The sequence below is a fragment of the Sporosarcina quadrami genome (assembly GCF_014836615.1).
Classification (GTDB): Bacteria; Bacillota; Bacilli; order Bacillales_A; family Planococcaceae; genus Sporosarcina; species Sporosarcina quadrami.
Genome location: NZ_JACSQN010000009.1, coordinates 49,229 through 66,472, shown reverse-complemented (window position 1 = coordinate 66,472; position 17,244 = coordinate 49,229). Strand labels below are relative to the sequence as shown.

The window sequence follows — 17,244 nt, the reverse complement described above, 5'->3', positions numbered from 1 at the left end:
AAACTCTTTATGTTACAAGTAAGCATAAAATAATCCATATTTATTTTAGAAGACTTAGATGATTGAAGTGTAGGGCGGCGACTCCTTGGGGATTAGCGAAAGCCGTGACGAAGAACGGCTTTTGCGAGACAAAGCTGTAGCTTTTCGAGCACCCATGCCTTAATTTCTGAAAGTCACAGAAATACGGCAAATCGAACCCTACGTTGTTCGATTGGAAAGCGTCCGCCCGGAACGGAAATCATCGAGCTAAATTATAGACTACTATATGGTTAATCAACACACGTGTTTTTAATTATACTTGCGCATTGAATTTATTCAAAAAGAAAATGGCGATCGTGCCTGGTCCGGCATGAGAACCGATAACGGAACCAATCATATGAATGTCAATTTTTTTTGGATTAAACCGTTCTTCAATGAGTGCTTTTACTTCCAGTGCAGTTTCCATGTCATCCCCATGACTGATGGCAATATGCTGTTCAGAAAGATTAACCCCGCGTTCTTCCATCAAATCGAGCATGCGGCGGAAAACTTTTTTACGACCACGATGTTTTTCAATTGGGACGAGCTTTCCACTTTCGACATGCAACAACGGTTTAATATTAAGTAAACCGCCAATGAAAGCACTTGTTTTTGACACACGGCCACCTTTTGCCAAGTAATCGAGGTCTTCTACTGTGAACAAATGCTCCATATGTGCTGCCATATCTCTAATCTTACGTTCGATTGAACGGACATCCTCACCTGCATCACGCAGACGGACGGCTTCTTTGACGAGAAGTCCGTAGCCAGCAGAAGCGCATCGTGAGTCGATGATGATCATATTCATGGAAGGGTTTCCTTCTTTTACTTGATCTCTCATCATTACGGCTGTATTATACGTTCCGGAAAGTTCAGATGAGAAAGCGATATATATGCCGTCCTCCCCCGATTTAGCGAGTTCTTTCCATGTTGAAAGAAGCTTTTCAGGAGATGCTTGTGACGTTTTAGGCTGCTTTCCACTACGGATAGCGTCAAACACTTCTTTAGAATCGATTTCAATTACATCTGCATATTCATTCTGATCAATTAAAACCGATAAAGGAATAAGTGTAACGTCGTTCTCATCAAAAAAAGACTTCGGTAAATCGGAACCACTGTCAGCAAAAATTCTCATTCATAACCCTCATTTCTCCAGTTTGGATAATAATAATCTATCTGTTAACACTTCTGCGATACCATCTTCATTGTTTGATAAAGTGACTTCATCTGCGATGGATTTTAAACGGTCTATTCCATTCGCCATGGCTACCCCGTATCCTGCATAATCAATCATTTCCAAATCATTGTCTTCATCACCAAAAGCAATAATACGTTCTTGTGGGACGTCAAGCCACTTGGAAACTTGTGAAATGCCAACTGCCTTATGCAATCCGTGCCGCACAATTTCAATAATATCAAACGGCGCGCCCCAACGTCTGTGGTCAATGACTTCAGCATGCACATCCGCAAGATGTTTACGAATGGGTTCTACACATTTCGGATCAGCTTGGATAAGCAGACTCGTCGGTTCAACTTGTAATGACTTGCGAATATCGCCTTGTTTAATGACTGGTGCTCCAAATGTCAATACGTCCAGTACTTCTTCGTCATGATATTGCATATACACATCATCCATCACTTCAGCGACGATATTATGGAACTGATAGTCTTGCATCGCGTCTATAACGTCATTGACGACAGGGAGGGCGATTGTTTCATGGAAAGTCTTCCAAGAACGATCAGTAGGATGATGAACGAAAGCACCATTGAAATTGACAATTGGTGTTTTCAGTCCTAACTGATGGTAGTATACTGCGCTCGCCCTATATGGTCTTCCAGTAGCAATCATGATATGGTGTCCTTGTTGTTCTGCAAGTTTTAGCGTATGTGCGGTTTTTTCGGAAATGACTTTTTCATCTGTCAGCAATGTCCCATCCAGATCGAGGACAATTAGATGTGGTTTCATCCTTTAGCCCCCTTTTTAAATGTATAATGGCACTTCTTGTCATGTGCCGATAATAAATGCTTGTCTTACCATCTAGTTTATCTTTAACCATAGGAGCAAGTCAAAAAATTCCGTCAGGTGAGTGTACTTTTTGTTTTTCTAGTAAAACTTTGATACGATTTAAAAAACAGATTAGAAGGTGTATGTATGATTATCAGAGAAGAAACGTGGTCGAACATACCATTATTGAATATTGTTGAGGAGAGCAATGACCGTGATGATCTTCCGACGGTTATTTTCTTACACGGGTTTACAAGTGCGAAAGAGCATAACCTCCATTATGCATTCAACCTTGCAAAAAAAGGAGTCCGCGTCCTGTTGCCGGAAGCGCATTTGCATGGTGTACGGAGTGAACCTTTGGATGAAGTCCAATTGAGTCTACGTTTTTGGGAAATTATTTTAACTTCCATTGAAGAGATGGCAGTACTTAAAATGGAACTACACAAACGCGGCGTCACGCAAATCGGTATGGGCGGTACATCGATGGGCGGTATTACGACGATGGGTTGCCTCACAGCATATCCATGGATTGACGTAGCGGCAGTCATGATGGGTGCGCCAGGTTATGTAGAATTGGCAAAAGCACAAATGTCTCAATTTGAAAGACGCGGTTTTAAATTGCCGATTACGGATGAAGAACGAAAAAACCTTCTTACTACTCTCGGCTTATTTGACATGACGAAGCATCGCGAGAAATTAAACGGTCGTCCGGTGTTCTTCTGGCATGGGGAAAGCGATACAACCGTTCCATTTGAACCGACGTATAACTTTTATAAAGCAACGAAAAAGGATTATGAACAGACACCAGAACGATTTGAGTTCATGGTAGACCCTCTAGCCGGACATGCTGTTTCAAGAAGTGGCATGTTAAAATCCGTCGATTGGTTCGCAAGTTATTTGAATGAATAACATAACCTTGCTATGATGAAGATAGAATAGAACGGAAAGGGGAATTCTTATGAACGAAGATATGAAAGGCAGCTTGATGGGTGCGCTTGAAAACGTTATTGACCCTGAGCTCGGCATTGATATAGTTAATCTTGGCTTAATTTATGATGTGGAGCTGAACGAAGAAGAGACAGCTGTCGTTACAATGACATTGACTTCAATGGGTTGTCCAATGGGGCCACAAATCGTTGCCAACATTAAACAAGAACTGATGGAACTACCTGAAGTGAAAAACGTTGACGTCAATATCGTCTGGAGTCCGCCTTGGTCCCGAGATCATATGTCACGCTATGCGAAAATGGCCTTAGGCGTTCGTTAATAAATTCAATGAAAAGACTGGATGACTACTTGTCGTCCAGTCTTTTCTATAAGTTTTTTTATACGTCACATTCCAAAGCTTATCTCTTTACTATAATCGGAAAACGTTCTATAATTAAATTAATCAAAGATAGTCAAAGTCAAACTTTTGAGGTGAATGTTTATGAGAATGGATAGTACACAAGAAGACCAACGTACACCGCTCGAACAATTTGGACGGAACCTAGTCGAAGATGTGAAAAACGGCAAAATGGATCCTGTCATTGGACGTGATGAAGAAATACGAAATGTCGTCCGGATTTTATCAAGAAAAACGAAAAACAATCCAGTCCTTATTGGTGAACCAGGTGTGGGTAAAACCGCAATTGTCGAAGGGTTGGCGCAACGAATTGTAAAAGGTGACGTACCTGAAGGATTGAAAGATCGTCAAATCTTTGAATTAGATATGAGTTCACTAATTGCCGGCGCAAAATACCGTGGAGAATTCGAAGAACGATTAAAAGGTGTCTTGAAACAAGTGAAAGATAGTAATGGAGAAATCATTCTTTTCATTGATGAAATCCATACTATCGTCGGTGCAGGAAAAACAGAAGGTGCAATGGATGCAGGCAATATGCTAAAACCGATGCTTGCGCGTGGCGAACTGTATTGCATCGGTGCAACAACACTTGACGAATATCGTATGTATATTGAAAAGGATCCCGCACTCGAACGTCGGTTCCAACAAGTGCTCGTACGGGAACCGTCAGTGGAAGATACAATCTCGATCTTGCGCGGCTTAAAAGAACGATTCGAATTACATCACGGCGTACGCATTCATGACAGGGCGCTAGTCGCAGCGGCAACATTATCAGACCGCTATTTGACGGAACGATTCATGCCGGACAAAGCAATTGACCTAATGGATGAAGCAAGTGCAATGATACGTACAGAAATCGACTCCATGCCACAAGAATTGGATTCAGTTACAAGACGTATTATGCAACTTGAAATTGAAGAACAAGCACTCCGCAAAGAAAAAGATGCTATCAGTCAAACACGTCTTGAAACATTGCGCGCCGAACTGCAAGAGCTGAAAGATTCTTCTGCAGGTATGCGCGAGCAGTGGAACAAAGAGAAAGAAGCGTTGAAAGGGATTCAAGAAAAGCGTGAAGACTTGGATCGCTACAAACGCGAACTGGAAGACGCTCAAAACCGTTCCGATCTAAATAAAGCGGCAGAACTCCAATACGGAAAAATACCGAATCTGGAAAAAGAATTGCATGCACTTGAAACTTCATTAAAGAACAGTGATGACAGCAGATTGCTGAGAGAAGAAGTGACGGAAGAGGAAATTGCGATGATCGTCGCTCGTTGGACGGGAATTCCGGTGACAAAACTTGTCGAAGGAGAACGCGATAAGCTACTACGATTACGAGAAACGTTAGAAGATCGTGTCATTGGCCAAGACGACGCTGTTCAACTTGTCACTGAAGCCGTATGGCGCGCACGTTCAGGCATAAAAGATCCAGACAAGCCGATCGGATCGTTCCTATTCTTAGGACCGACTGGAGTTGGGAAGACAGAACTAGCGAAAACATTAGCAGCGACACTTTTCGACTCCGAAGACCACTTCATCCGTATCGACATGTCCGAATATATGGAGAAGCATAGCGTATCACGACTCGTCGGCGCACCTCCAGGCTATATCGGGTACGAAGAAGGCGGTCAACTGACAGAAGCCGTCCGACGTAATCCTTACTCAGTTGTCCTTTTGGATGAAATCGAAAAAGCCCACCCGGATGTTTCTAATATTCTATTACAAATCTTAGACGATGGTCGTATTACGGACAGCCAAGGACGACTCATCAACTTTACGAACACAGTCGTCATCATGACATCGAACATCGGGTCTGCCTACTTACTCAATGGCCAATTCGACTCTGATGAACACGCAGCAGAAGATCTCGTAATGGCAGAACTACGCAGCCATTTCAAACCTGAACTTCTAAATCGGATGGACGACATCATCATCTTCCATTCATTGTCAGGCAACACATTCAATCTCATCGCACGTAAAATGCTTGATAATCTCGTTAGACGCGTCGATGAACAAGATATCGACCTTGTCTATACAGACGATGTACTCGATTGGATCGTCAAAGAAGGAACCGACGCCGACTTTGGTGCTCGACCACTGAAACGATTCATCCAACGCTACATCGAAACAGCCGTCGCAAAGGAAATTATTAAAGGCGACATACAAGAAGGACAGAAAATGCAGCTGACAATGCAAGACAACAAGCTACAAGTGAATATTGCATAACACTACCAAACCGCCACCTCAGTTAAAAACTATAACTGAAGTGGCGGTTTTTATTACTTTTCAATTATTAGAACATGTCCATTAGAACGTGGTGTCTTTATTCATAATAAGAGTTAGAAAAGAGGATCTTGTTGATTGAAGCGGAAGTCGGGCGACTCCTGGGGGATGTGCGTGCCAGGTAAGACCCTGGACGTAGCGAAGCGGAGGAAGCGGCTTACCGCACGCCCCCCCGGAAAGCGTACCGACTGGAGCGTAAATCAACTTTTCCAGGAGAATATGTAAGTAGTGAAAATACAAAAAACCGCCCCTATTAAAAAGGACGGTTTCAGGAATATTAAACGTCTGCCACTTCTCCATCAGGAATAGCCGCTGTAATTACAATAATAAATACACCGAGTATAACCGACACAATAACTCCAGTCATGAAGTCAAACGAAGTAATGCCAGCAATCGAACCAGCAACATAGTTCAACATCGTCACAAGCAAGAACGACCAAACGAAAGCCATAATATATTTCATCACTATCACCTCTACATAACTATTTCACCATTCATCATACCATAGCACTCCCCAGCAATAAACTAAATTATGCATACATCCCATATTGTTTGGCTAAATCGTGTCCATATGTTGAAAAAAACTGCCATATCTTCTATAATTAATACCAGGTACTAATAATAGATAATAAGAAACGGGGTATGCGGAATGAATGCAGGTATTATAGGCATCGGTAAATTCGTACCATCGAACATTGTCACAAACAAAGACTTGGAAGAGCGCATGGATACAACGGACGAATGGATTCGTACACGTACAGGCATTGAAGAAAGACGCATAGCTGACGCAGATACAGATTCATCTGACATGGCATATCATGCAGCTGTCAGTGCCATTGAAAATTCAGGACTGACGAACGAAGATATTGATATGATTCTAGTGGCAACTGTGACAGGAGACAGGCGGTTTCCGTCAGTAGCTACTATGATTCAAGAACGACTTGGTATTGTCGGATGTCCCGCTATGGATATTTCAGCCGCTTGCGCAGGATTCATGTACGGAATCGTTACGGCAAAACATTTCATCGATGCAGGCACGTATAAAAACATCCTCGTTGTAGGCGTTGAAAAACTTTCGAAAATTACTGATTGGAATGATCGCAATACGGCAGTATTGTTTGGAGATGGTGCAGGTGCAGCGGTAATCAGTCAGGTGAGCGAAGGTCGTGGAATTCTTTCATTTGAACTCGGTGCTGACGGCAGGGGAGGCAAACATCTGTATCAGGATGAATTCCTTCATATGAATGGTCGGGAAGTATTTAAATTTGCTGTCCGACAGATGGGCGAGTCTGCTGTAAGTGTTACCGAAAAAGCAGGTCTGACGACAAATGACGTCGATTATCTAGTTCCTCATCAGGCGAATATACGCATTATGGAAGCATCCCGCGAACGTCTTGGATTACCTGTAGAGAAAATGTCTAAAACTGTCCATAAATACGGTAACACTTCTGCAGCATCCATTCCGATTTCATTAGTGGACGATCTCGCAGAAGGCCGAGTTAAAGACGATGATATTATCGTTCTAGTTGGTTTTGGTGGCGGATTAACTTGGGGCGCACTATGCATTAAATGGGGAAAATAATTGAATAATACTATATACTGTATAAGGATATGAAAGCTCTTGATTATCGAAAGTAGCTTTTACCATCTAGCTGACTGTATAGGCAATGAGAAAAACGATATCATTATGATAATAATTACTTGGTAAAATGAAGGGGAGATTGTAGAATGGAAAAACGTCGAGTTGTCGTCACAGGAATCGGAGCTGTATCTCCAGTTGGAAATTCAGCTGAAGCATCTTGGGAAGCGGTATTAAACGGAAAGTCGGGAATTGGTCCGCTGACAAGATTAGATAGTGAGCAATTTCCTGTCAAAGTCGCTGCAGAAGTGAAGGATTTTGACATTGAAGAATATTTAACTCGGAAAGATGCACGTAAAATGGATCGCTTTACACATTACGCGATGGCGGCATCCATTATGGCAATGAAAGACGCTAATTTAGAGTTAGACGAAGAAACAGGTTTACGTACTGGGGTTTGGATCGGTTCAGGAATCGGTGGAATGGAAACACATGAACAGCAGTTTAAGATTTTTATGGAAAAAGGCTATCGTCGCGTAAGTCCTTTCTTTGTTCCGATGATGATTCCTGATATGGCTTCAGGGCAAGTATCGATTCACTTCGGAGCAAAAGGCATCAATTCTTGTACGGTTACAGCTTGTGCATCTGGAACGAATTCTATTGGAGATGCATTTGAAGTTATTAAGCGTGGAGACGCAGATATTATGATTACGGGTGGAGCAGAAGCGCCGATTACGACAATGTCCGTAGCAGGTTTCTGTTCAAACACAGCATTGTCTTTGAATCCAGATCCAGCGACAGCATCCCGTCCATTTGATAAGGAACGTGACGGTTTCGTCATCGGTGAAGGTGCCGGTATCCTCATCCTTGAAGAATACGAACATGCGGTGAAGCGCGGTGCGAAGATTTATGCTGAGCTCGTTGGCTATGGCTCTACAGGAGATGCACACCATATTACAGCACCAGCACCTGAAGGCGAAGGTGGAGCGCGTGCGATGAGACAGGCGCTTGCAGAAGCCGAAATTACGCCGGATAAAATCGATTATATTAATGCACATGGAACGAGTACACCGTATAACGATCTATTCGAAACAATGGCGGCTAAGACGGTCTTTGGTGAGCATGCATACAAACTTGCGATGAGTTCAACAAAATCGATGACAGGCCATCTATTAGGTGCTGCAGGCGGACTGGAAGCGATCTTCACAGTAAAAGCTTTGGAAGAAGGTATCTTGCCTCCAACAATGAACTACCAAAATGCAGATCCTGAATGCGATTTGGATTATGTACCGAATGAAGCAAGAAAAGCGGACATCCACTATGCGATGAGCAACTCCCTTGGTTTTGGTGGACATAATGCATCACTAGTTTTCAAGAAAATCTGATGATGTGACAGATTTATTCATAGTAAATAACAAAGCTCCCATTTTAGAATGTCTAAAAGGGGAGCTTTGTTTCATATAGTAGACGAAAAGCAAAAGGGCGATGCAATTGACGAGAATATTTATATTCTTAATCAGCTATGGACTAATTGTTATTACCGTCACACATATGATCTTCTATTTCAACTATATATCGTTAGGATATAGTTGGAAGCAAATATTCTTTTTCATCATCCAAACCGCGGACTTTGCATTATTCATCATGGCTGTGGTCTTGTTAATGCTCAGCGTCTTCGTCCGAGTCCCATCGCAGACTCCATTTTATTGATGGTAGCGGATGCAATGGCATTCGCTTTTTCCACGCCTTTATCAAGATACACATCAAGTTCAGTTGAGTTGAGCAATTCCTCATAACGTTGTTGGATAGGGGTAAGGTGATTGATGACTGCTTCTGCGACACCTGCTTTGAAAGCTCCGTATCCTTGCCCTTCATATTTTAATTCCAAATCGGCAATCGAGACATCCGTCAATGCGGATTCAATGATTAGCAAGTTTGATACGCCAGGCTTGTTTTCTACGTCGAATTTCACGATGCCTTCAGAATCTGTAACAGCGCTTTTAATCTTCTTTTCAATTTCCTTTGGTGTATCAAGTAACGAAATCGTCCCTTTTTTATTCGGATCGGATTTGCTCATCTTCTTTAACGGATCTTGCAAAGATTTGATGCGTGCACCGTTTTTCGGAATGCGCACTTCAGGAATCGTTAACACTTCGCCGTATCGCTTATTGAAACGTTCTGCCAAATCACGCGTTAATTCTACGTGTTGCTTTTGATCCTCACCGACAGGGACAATATCCGTATTGTAAATGAGAATATCTGCAGCCATTAATGGAGGATATGTGAGTAAAGCAGCAGAAACACCGTCTTTACCGTCCGACTTGTCTTTAAACTGCGTCATTCGTTCAAGCTCACCAATATAAGAAATACATTGCATCATCCATCCCGCTTGCACATGTGCCGGTACTTCTGATTGGATGAATAGCACGGATTTGTCCGGATCTATCCCGCTCGCTATATAGATTGCGGCAAGAGAGCGGATTGTTTTCGACAATTCCTCCGGATCCTGCTGGACAGTGATTGCATGTTGATCGACAATACAAAAAAGACAATCGTACTCATGTTGCAACTCCGTAAATTGTTTAAATGCACCGATATAGTTACCCAGTGTTACTATACCTGTTGGCTGTACACCTGAAAAAATGGTTTTCATGAAAACTCCTCCTCTAACTATTTAAATAGAAAAAAGCATCAGCCATCCCCTGTTAAAGGGACGACTGATGCTGATCAACCGTGGTACCACCCGAATTAGCCTACGTGCAGGCCACTCAAATCCCTTAACGCGGGATACGTAATCAGCTACACAGATACATTTGCATCTTTCGCAGATTAAGCTCGGGAATCCACTTCCTCCTGAAGGATATGCCTGTTTACACCACCACAGGCTCTCTGGGAAATCAAATCAGGAATACTCTTTCCGTCTGTGCTTTTTGCAACATAATTTCTAAAAGTATAATACGACCAACGTAATAATGCAACCTCAAAAAGAGGTTTTATCGTAAGCTAACAGGAATCAAGGTTTCTCGACAAAAAAATATGGGAATAGAGGAATTACCCTATTCATTCGAATTTTCCTTTGCTAGAATGAATGATAGAGAGGAAGTGCACTATGAAAAAAATGAAGTTAATAAGCTCGTTACTACTTGCAGGAGCAATCGCACTACCACAAGTGGCACAAGCTGAAGAATTAGGCACCGATATTGAATTTGGTGAACGTACATACGGATTTGAAATAATAGAAGAACAACTAGTTGCAAATTCTAAACTATATCGTTACGATTCAGGATTGACATTTGAATATCCTGACGCAGTGCGAGGTATATATGTGACCGGGCATTCTGCAGGTGGTGCTAGATTTGAACGTTTACTGAAATTACTCAACACGACTGACCTGAATGCTATGGTTATTGATATTAAAGATGACTATGGCAATTTAACGTATAAGCCAGGCGAGGATTCCAAGTTTTTTGGTAATGAAATCGGAAAACCATACATAAAAGATCCGCGCAAAATGCTTGAAACGCTTGAAGCTGAAAAAGTGTATCCGATTGCGAGGATTGTCGTTTTCAAAGACAGCGTTTTGGCTGAACAAAAACCTGAGCTCTCATTTAAAGACGGAAATGATGTATGGAAAAACGGCAGAGGCGAAGCATTTGTCAATCCATTCATGAAAGAAGTGTGGGATCACAACGTCGATATTGCGATAGAAGCTGCCAAAATGGGCTTCCAAGAAATTCAATTTGACTATGTACGATTTCCTGAAGGATTTGAAAAACGTCATGACACACTAAAATATTCAATGGACGAATATACGGACTCTGAATTGGATCCTGTTCAACGACGAGTCGAAGCTGTTACCGATTTTGTAGCATATGCAAAAGAGAAGCTGAAGCCATATGATGTGGATGTTTCTGTCGATATTTTCGGTTATTCAGCAACATTGCCGGAAGCACCTGGAATCGGTCAGAACTTCACGAAAATCTCGGAGAATGTCGATGTCATTTCATCGATGATTTATCCGAGCCACTGGACATCATATTTTGGTATCGCAAAACCAGATCTTGAGCCATATAAACTTGTAGCAGAATATGCGAAAGTCGAAAACGCAAAACTCGGTAGCTTGGAGAACCCGCCAGTTTCACGTCCTTGGTTGCAAGATTTCAGTGCACCATGGCTTGGCTCGGGGAATTTCCTCCGCTACGGCAAAAATGAAGTTGAAGCGCAAATTAAAGCATTAAAAGACAATGGCATCAATGAATATTTATTATGGAACGCTGGGAATAACTACACTGAAGGTGTCAATTTTAAACAATAAAGCGCATTTCCGGGACGTGTATACATATCCCGGAATTTTTTATACGATTTTTGAAACTTTTTACGTTCTTGATTCGTACTACTAGGTAGGATGAAAAAAATCTAAATGAGAAAAAGTTTTTTTAATTTAATGATGTTTAAAAAAATCTTCAATCGGGTATAACAATAGAAGGATAGTAAAGTCGATCTCAATCCTTTATAAACTCAATAATATTGCAGAAATGTGACAAAGTAGTATCCCTTTTAACTTCTTTGTTAAAAAGTGTATTCATTGAGAATGAATATGTGTATAATGGGTGTTGAGAACATTAAATTAAAATTATTCTAATTTAGTTTTACAATACAAATTGGGCAAGCAGACTGAAAGGAAGTGTCAGCGAATGGGAGTTACACTATTTACCTCACCTAGTTGCACATCATGTAGAAAAGCAAAGGCATGGTTGGAAGAGCATGACATACCATACTCTGAGCGTAATATATTTTCAGAACCATTGAATATCGATGAAATCAAACAAATCCTCCGTATGACGGAAGATGGAACGGATGAAATCATCTCAACACGATCTAAAATCTTCCAGAAGCTAAATGTGGATGTGGAGAGTTTGCCTTTACAAAGGCTATATGAATTGATTCAAGAACATCCGGGCCTTTTAAGAAGACCGATCATTCTTGATGAAAAACGACTTCAGGTAGGGTATAATGAAGATGAAATCAGACGCTTCCTACCGAGAAAAGTTAGAGCCTATCAGCTGCTTGAAGCGCGGCGTATGGTTAACTAATAGAACAAGTAATAAGCTGATAGGGAGTTGACGGGCATTTCGCCAGGATCCTATCAGCTTTTTTTATCTCGTTCGAAAGAATTCTTAATAAATAAGAATTTCAGAAACGACTATATAGTACTTTATCGATTCTATTCCTTGCTTTGCAAGCAGATGTTCTCTACAATGCTAATATCACGAGACCATCTACTAGAGAACCCTTTCAAAATGTCGAGGACGGTCATATAGTAAGTATAAGCATTGCTAGCTGAATGCAAAAAAAAGAAACGGGCAAGAGCCTGTTCGTAGGGAAGGGAGAGAGTAGGGATGGAAATAGAGCGCATCAATGATAATACCGTTAAATTTTTTTTATCGTATATAGATATTGAAGAACGAGGTTTTACAAGGGAAGAAGTCTGGTATAACCGAGATAAAAGCGAAGAACTCTTCTGGGAAATGATGGACGAAGTGAATGATGAGACTGAGTTTGAAATTGAAGGTCCGTTATGGATACAAGTTCATGCGATGAATACCGGAATCGAAGTGACCGTAACTCGGGCGCAGTTATCAGACGAGGAAGGATCTGAAGAAAATTTTGGATTGGTTGATCCGCATAAGCATTTTAACCCTGATCCGTCAATGTTCGATGATCCTGAGAAACTTATGAGTGAATTGAGTGATGAGCCTGTTATGTGGGATTCCGACATGTTCGTATTTGATGATTTTGAAAATCTAATTCGACTTTCTACAATAGAACTTCCATATGCAGTAAAAACGTCTCTCTATTCATTCGAAGAAAAATTTTACATGCACGTAATTTTTGATGAAGATCAAATGACCGATGATGATAAATCAGACTACTGCAGCATTGTCTCGGAATATGGTGCTGTATCACAAGTTACAATTTATCGATTAGAAGAATACGGAAGAGTAATTATCGAATCAGACGTCACTTCAACAATTAGTACGTATTTTGGTAATTGATTCTTATAGGTAGTTCTTCAATTCTTTGCTAGACTAATACTCAATAATATAGCTGCTCACTTCCCACGGGTTGTGACGGCTTTTTTGTTTTTAAAAAAGAACATACTAACTTGCATTCTATTCTGTAGATTCGTATAATTGAGTCGGAAGGAGTGAGACTCATACTAACTGCTTGTACAAAAGATGGAAAACTCATTATATTGACGGAGGAATATAGGCGGACGGAGCTACGTGAATGGAGACAGACAGAGAATTTCTATTGTCCTCAATGCGAGAAAATCGTTCACTTAAAGGTAGGAGACGTTGTCATTCCTCATTTTGCGCATCAGAAACGTTCTACATGCACAACTGCTTTCGCAGAAGGTGAGTCCCCGCAACATCTTAGTGGAAAGCGCTTATTGTATCAACTTTTAAGTGCACGAGCCGATCACGTCATCCTGGAACCGGTCATCCAGGAAATAGCCCAACGGCCCGATTTGCTTGTCACAGCACAAAACGTACAAATCCCTATCGAATTTCAATGCAGCACAATCCCCTTATCGCTACTGCAATTACGTACAGAAGGTTTCCGTCGTATAGGAATGGATCCCGTATGGATTTTGCATACACCAGCGAAACTCATCAATCAACCCCTTGGCATCGGAATTGTCCAGCTTTCAAAGTTTCAGGAATGGTTCATTCAAAAGAGTCCCCCTGATGGCAATTGTTTGCTTACATTCAATCCCCAAACAAAGTCATTTCATTACTTCAGCCATTTGATGCATGTCGCCGGACATCGCTATATTGGTTTGCACCAAACGCTTCCGATTCGGTTTCAACAGTTCCCTTTTGCACAACCTAACATACTGGAAAGTTCTCAGTTACATGCATATGTTGTCCACTACAATGCTTTACGGGAAAAAGGCTTAAAACAAAGTATCATGTTGAATCGAAAAGGGGTACAAAATCCGTTTCTCAGAAGTTGCTATGAGTTAAGAATCGTACCAGTCGAGTTACCTAAATGGATAGGAATCCCAACACATAAAAGTGATGCTTTTAGGGAGGGAGATTACGATTGGCAGCTCAGGCTAATTCACTTTATGAGAAGAGGAGGCGTGAAACCTACGCATATTAGGAATAGGGATATTGAAAGTTTTGTTAAACAGTTTAAAAATCCGACGACTTTAAAAGTGTCCGCATGTCGAGAATATATCAATTTTCTAAATCAATATAAGCTTGGTTCTAATGCGAAGGAGACTGAATATGATGAAAATTTGATAATGAAACTAATTTCAGCGAGATTTCTTGCAAATGAAGTGTTAAATTGAGACAATGAAAAAGATTCGATATACGAAGCAATAGGATAGGGAGGATTTTGAATGACAACTGATTCTAAAAACAAAGTATTAACGCGTGACGAAGTGAAAGTGGAAGAGACGTGGCGCTTGGAAGATATTTTTGCAACAGATGACGCATGGGAACAGGAATTCAAAGAAATCGAAAAAATGAATGAAAAATCAGGTTCATTCAAAGATACTTTGAATGATAGCCCTGAAGCATTATATGAAGCGCTCACTTTCCGTGACGGCATTTATGAAAAATTGAGCAAGGTTTATACGTATGCACATCTGAAAAGTGACCAAGATACAACAAATAGTTTCTATCAGGCTATGGAAAGCAGAGCGAAGTCTTTAGTAGCCAAAGTATCGACAGCGCTTTCATACATTACGCCAGAACTAATGGCCATTTCAGAAGAAAAGCTAACTGACCTCGTTACGAATAATGACAAATTGAAATTGTACAAGCAAGAATTTAAATCGATGAATGCTCATCGTCCGCATATTCTTCCAGCAGAACAGGAAGCTCTTCTCGCGCAAGTGAGTGAAGTGACAGGAAGTCCGTCTGAAACATTCAGCATGCTGAACAATGCTGATTTAACGTTCCCAATGGTGAAAGACGAAGAAGGTGAAGAAGTGGAACTATCTCATGGTCGCTATATCCGCTTCCTTGAGAGCTCTGATCCTTCTGTCCGTGAAGGTGCTTTTAAAGCGATGTACAGTAAGTATGGTGAGTTTAAAAACACATTTGCGTCCACGCTAAGCGGTAACGTAAAGTCTCATAATGTAAATGCGAACATCCGCAACTACTCATCTGCAAGAGAGGCGGCATTGTCTCAAAATCATATTCCTGAGCAAGTGTACGATAATCTTTTGGAAACAATTAATAAAAATATCGGTTTGCACCATCGCTATGTAGCTTTACGCAAAAAGGTTCTTGAACTTAATGAACTTCATATGTGGGATATGTTCGCTCCAATGGTAAAAGACGTTGAAATGAAAATGCCATATGAAGAAGCGAAGAACACAATGCTCGATAGTTTCCATCCTTTAGGTGAAGAGTATGCATCTATCGTCAAAGAAGGTCTTGATAATCGCTGGGTCGATGTCCGTGAAAACAAAGGGAAGCGTTCAGGCGCATACTCTTCCGGAACATACGGAACAAACCCGTATATTTTAATGAACTGGCAAGATAATGTAGATAATATGTTCACTCTGGCGCATGAATTCGGTCATAGTGTCCATAGTTATTATTCTCGTGACAACCAGCCATATAACTATGCAGGGTACTCCATCTTCGTAGCAGAAGTTGCTTCAACAGTGAACGAAGCTCTGTTAAATGATCACTTATTGAAAACAATCGATGATGAACAGAAACGCATTTACTTGCTGAACCACTGGCTTGAAGGATTCCGTGGTACAGTGTTCCGTCAGACGATGTTTGCTGAATTCGAGCATCTTATCCATAAACTTGACCAGGACGGCGTAGCGCTAACTGCAGATAAACTGTCCGAAGAATATGCTTCACTGAACAAGAAGTACTTTGGCGATGCAGTCGAGCAAGACGAAGAAATCGCATTGGAGTGGGCACGAATTCCTCACTTCTACTACAATTACTATGTATATCAATACGCGACAGGCTTCAGTGCAGCAGTAGCACTTAGCCACCAGATCCTTTCTGAAGGACAACCGGCTGTCGACCGTTACATTAACAACTTCCTAAAAGCGGGATCTTCTGATTATCCGATAGAAGTGTTAAAAGCAGCGGGCGTCGATATGACAAGTGCAACGCCGATTGAAGAAGCATGCCGTGTGTTTGAAGAACGTTTGAATGAGTTGGAAGAATTGTTGAACAAACAGTAATCTAGAAAAAATAGAACTGACTTAGCATATTCGACGCTAAGTCAGTTTTTCCATTCTACACTGATATTTAGTTATATTAATATAATTATATCGAAAGCGCTTTCATCTATCCAACTAATGTCTATGTTTGTATTTGCAATGTTAGTAATCTTATAGGTAAGGGTTTTATAAGGTGTTTTATTTGTGACATTCATGTGAAATGTTATGTGAAATGTTGATGTTACTATTATTTCGTGATAAGATAAGGTTGTGAAATAAATCACTTACCAAACATACACCCCTTTTGTTTGAACGTGAACATTTCTCCCATTCCCTTTATAAAGAGCATCCCTCTCCCCCAGGAGCGGATGCTCTTTTTTTATTTTTCTTTTGTAATAGTGCCTCTTGTAGGGGAAAATGAAACTTTCTGTTTTTGAGTACGTATTAAAGAATATAAGAAGGGGATTAAAGTATTCATGAAGTTACTTTTGAAAGTACTAAGTAAAATAAAATGTTGCTTTGCGCTCCAGATGGCACGCTTTCCGAGGGGTGTGGCTTGGCATCACTGCGGGGGCTTAAGGCGAGAGCAAAGATATGCTCGAAAAGCTAACGCTTTGTCTCGCAAAAGCCGTTCTTCGTTACGGCTTTCACTAATCCCTACGGAGTCGTCCGTCTTCCGCTCCAAGCAACGGAGAGTATTTATTAGAATGCCTATATTCAAGAAACGGGCTAGTATGCAATATATAAAATGTTGCTTTGCGTTCCGGCGCACGCTTTCCGCGGGCACGGCTTCAGCCTCC

Annotated in this window: 14 protein-coding genes and 1 other annotated feature; of the genes, 10 read left to right on the top strand and 4 right to left on the bottom strand. The window is 41.1% G+C overall.

What is annotated here, in order from left to right; genetic code table 11:
- Nucleotides 1-292: 292 nt before the first annotated feature.
- Both H9649_RS11015 and H9649_RS11010 read right to left on the bottom strand, forming a co-directional pair.
- The gene (locus H9649_RS11015) at nucleotides 293-1,153 is read right to left on the bottom strand and encodes a DegV family protein (protein ID WP_191694944.1); all 861 of its coding nucleotides are present in this window, start codon (nucleotides 1,151-1,153) and stop codon (nucleotides 293-295) included.
- Between the two features lie 9 nt (nucleotides 1,154-1,162).
- A complete protein-coding gene (locus H9649_RS11010; protein ID WP_191694943.1) occupies nucleotides 1,163-1,984 on the bottom strand; it encodes a Cof-type HAD-IIB family hydrolase in 822 nt (273 codons plus the stop codon).
- A gap of 186 nt (nucleotides 1,985-2,170) precedes the next feature.
- Here H9649_RS11010 and H9649_RS11005 point away from each other — a divergent pair, with 186 nt between their 5' ends.
- From H9649_RS11005 to H9649_RS10995, 3 genes are all read left to right on the top strand, one after another.
- On the top strand, nucleotides 2,171-2,932 hold the full coding sequence (locus tag H9649_RS11005) for a prolyl oligopeptidase family serine peptidase (RefSeq protein ID WP_191694942.1): 762 nt from the start codon (nucleotides 2,171-2,173) through the stop codon (nucleotides 2,930-2,932).
- Nucleotides 2,933-2,981: 49 nt separating this feature from the next.
- Nucleotides 2,982-3,290, top strand: coding sequence for a metal-sulfur cluster assembly factor (locus tag H9649_RS11000; protein ID WP_191694941.1), 309 nt, complete (start codon nucleotides 2,982-2,984; stop codon nucleotides 3,288-3,290).
- Between the two features lie 168 nt (nucleotides 3,291-3,458).
- Entirely contained in the window at nucleotides 3,459-5,594 is a 2,136-nt protein-coding gene (locus tag H9649_RS10995; protein ID WP_404828744.1) for an ATP-dependent Clp protease ATP-binding subunit, read from the top strand.
- A gap of 334 nt (nucleotides 5,595-5,928) precedes the next feature.
- On the opposite strand, the gene H9649_RS10990 is transcribed toward H9649_RS10995, so the two are convergent.
- On the bottom strand, nucleotides 5,929-6,114 hold the full coding sequence (locus H9649_RS10990) for a DUF2929 family protein (RefSeq protein WP_191694939.1): 186 nt from the start codon (nucleotides 6,112-6,114) through the stop codon (nucleotides 5,929-5,931).
- Nucleotides 6,115-6,300: 186 nt separating this feature from the next.
- On the opposite strand from H9649_RS10990, the gene H9649_RS10985 reads away from it, so the two are divergent.
- Nucleotides 6,301-7,233 carry a beta-ketoacyl-ACP synthase III gene (locus tag H9649_RS10985; protein ID WP_191694938.1) on the top strand — a complete coding sequence of 311 codons (933 nt, stop codon included), beginning with the start codon at nucleotides 6,301-6,303 and terminating at the stop codon, nucleotides 7,231-7,233.
- A 146-nt stretch (nucleotides 7,234-7,379) separates the two neighbouring features.
- A complete protein-coding gene (gene fabF, locus H9649_RS10980) occupies nucleotides 7,380-8,615 on the top strand; it encodes a beta-ketoacyl-ACP synthase II (RefSeq protein WP_191694937.1) in 1,236 nt (411 codons plus the stop codon).
- Between the two features lie 281 nt (nucleotides 8,616-8,896).
- Here fabF and trpS read toward each other — a convergent pair whose 3' ends face one another.
- Complete coding sequence (gene trpS / locus H9649_RS10975) at nucleotides 8,897-9,883, bottom strand: tryptophan--tRNA ligase (RefSeq protein WP_191694936.1); 987 nt, start codon at nucleotides 9,881-9,883, stop codon at nucleotides 8,897-8,899.
- Between the two features lie 53 nt (nucleotides 9,884-9,936).
- Nucleotides 9,937-10,163 (bottom strand) — a binding site (T-box leader).
- A gap of 185 nt (nucleotides 10,164-10,348) precedes the next feature.
- On the opposite strand from trpS, the gene H9649_RS10970 reads away from it, so the two are divergent.
- The 5 genes from H9649_RS10970 to pepF all read left to right on the top strand — a co-directional run bounded on the left by H9649_RS10970 (nucleotide 10,349) and on the right by pepF (nucleotide 16,465).
- Nucleotides 10,349-11,545, top strand: coding sequence for a putative glycoside hydrolase (locus tag H9649_RS10970; RefSeq protein WP_225229833.1), 1,197 nt, complete (start codon nucleotides 10,349-10,351; stop codon nucleotides 11,543-11,545).
- Nucleotides 11,546-11,924: 379 nt separating this feature from the next.
- Nucleotides 11,925-12,323 (top strand): transcriptional regulator SpxA, encoded by a 399-nt coding sequence (gene spxA / locus H9649_RS10965; RefSeq protein WP_191694934.1) that lies wholly within the window; start codon nucleotides 11,925-11,927, stop codon nucleotides 12,321-12,323.
- A 306-nt stretch (nucleotides 12,324-12,629) separates the two neighbouring features.
- On the top strand, nucleotides 12,630-13,286 hold the full coding sequence (mecA, locus tag H9649_RS10960) for an adaptor protein MecA (protein ID WP_191694933.1): 657 nt from the start codon (nucleotides 12,630-12,632) through the stop codon (nucleotides 13,284-13,286).
- Nucleotides 13,287-13,438: 152 nt separating this feature from the next.
- Nucleotides 13,439-14,593, top strand: a complete 1,155-nt coding sequence (locus tag H9649_RS10955) for a competence protein CoiA (protein WP_191694932.1) — start codon at nucleotides 13,439-13,441, stop codon at nucleotides 14,591-14,593.
- A 51-nt stretch (nucleotides 14,594-14,644) separates the two neighbouring features.
- Nucleotides 14,645-16,465 (top strand): oligoendopeptidase F, encoded by a 1,821-nt coding sequence (pepF, locus tag H9649_RS10950; protein WP_191694931.1) that lies wholly within the window; start codon nucleotides 14,645-14,647, stop codon nucleotides 16,463-16,465.
- The last annotated feature ends 779 nt before the right edge of the window (nucleotides 16,466-17,244 follow it).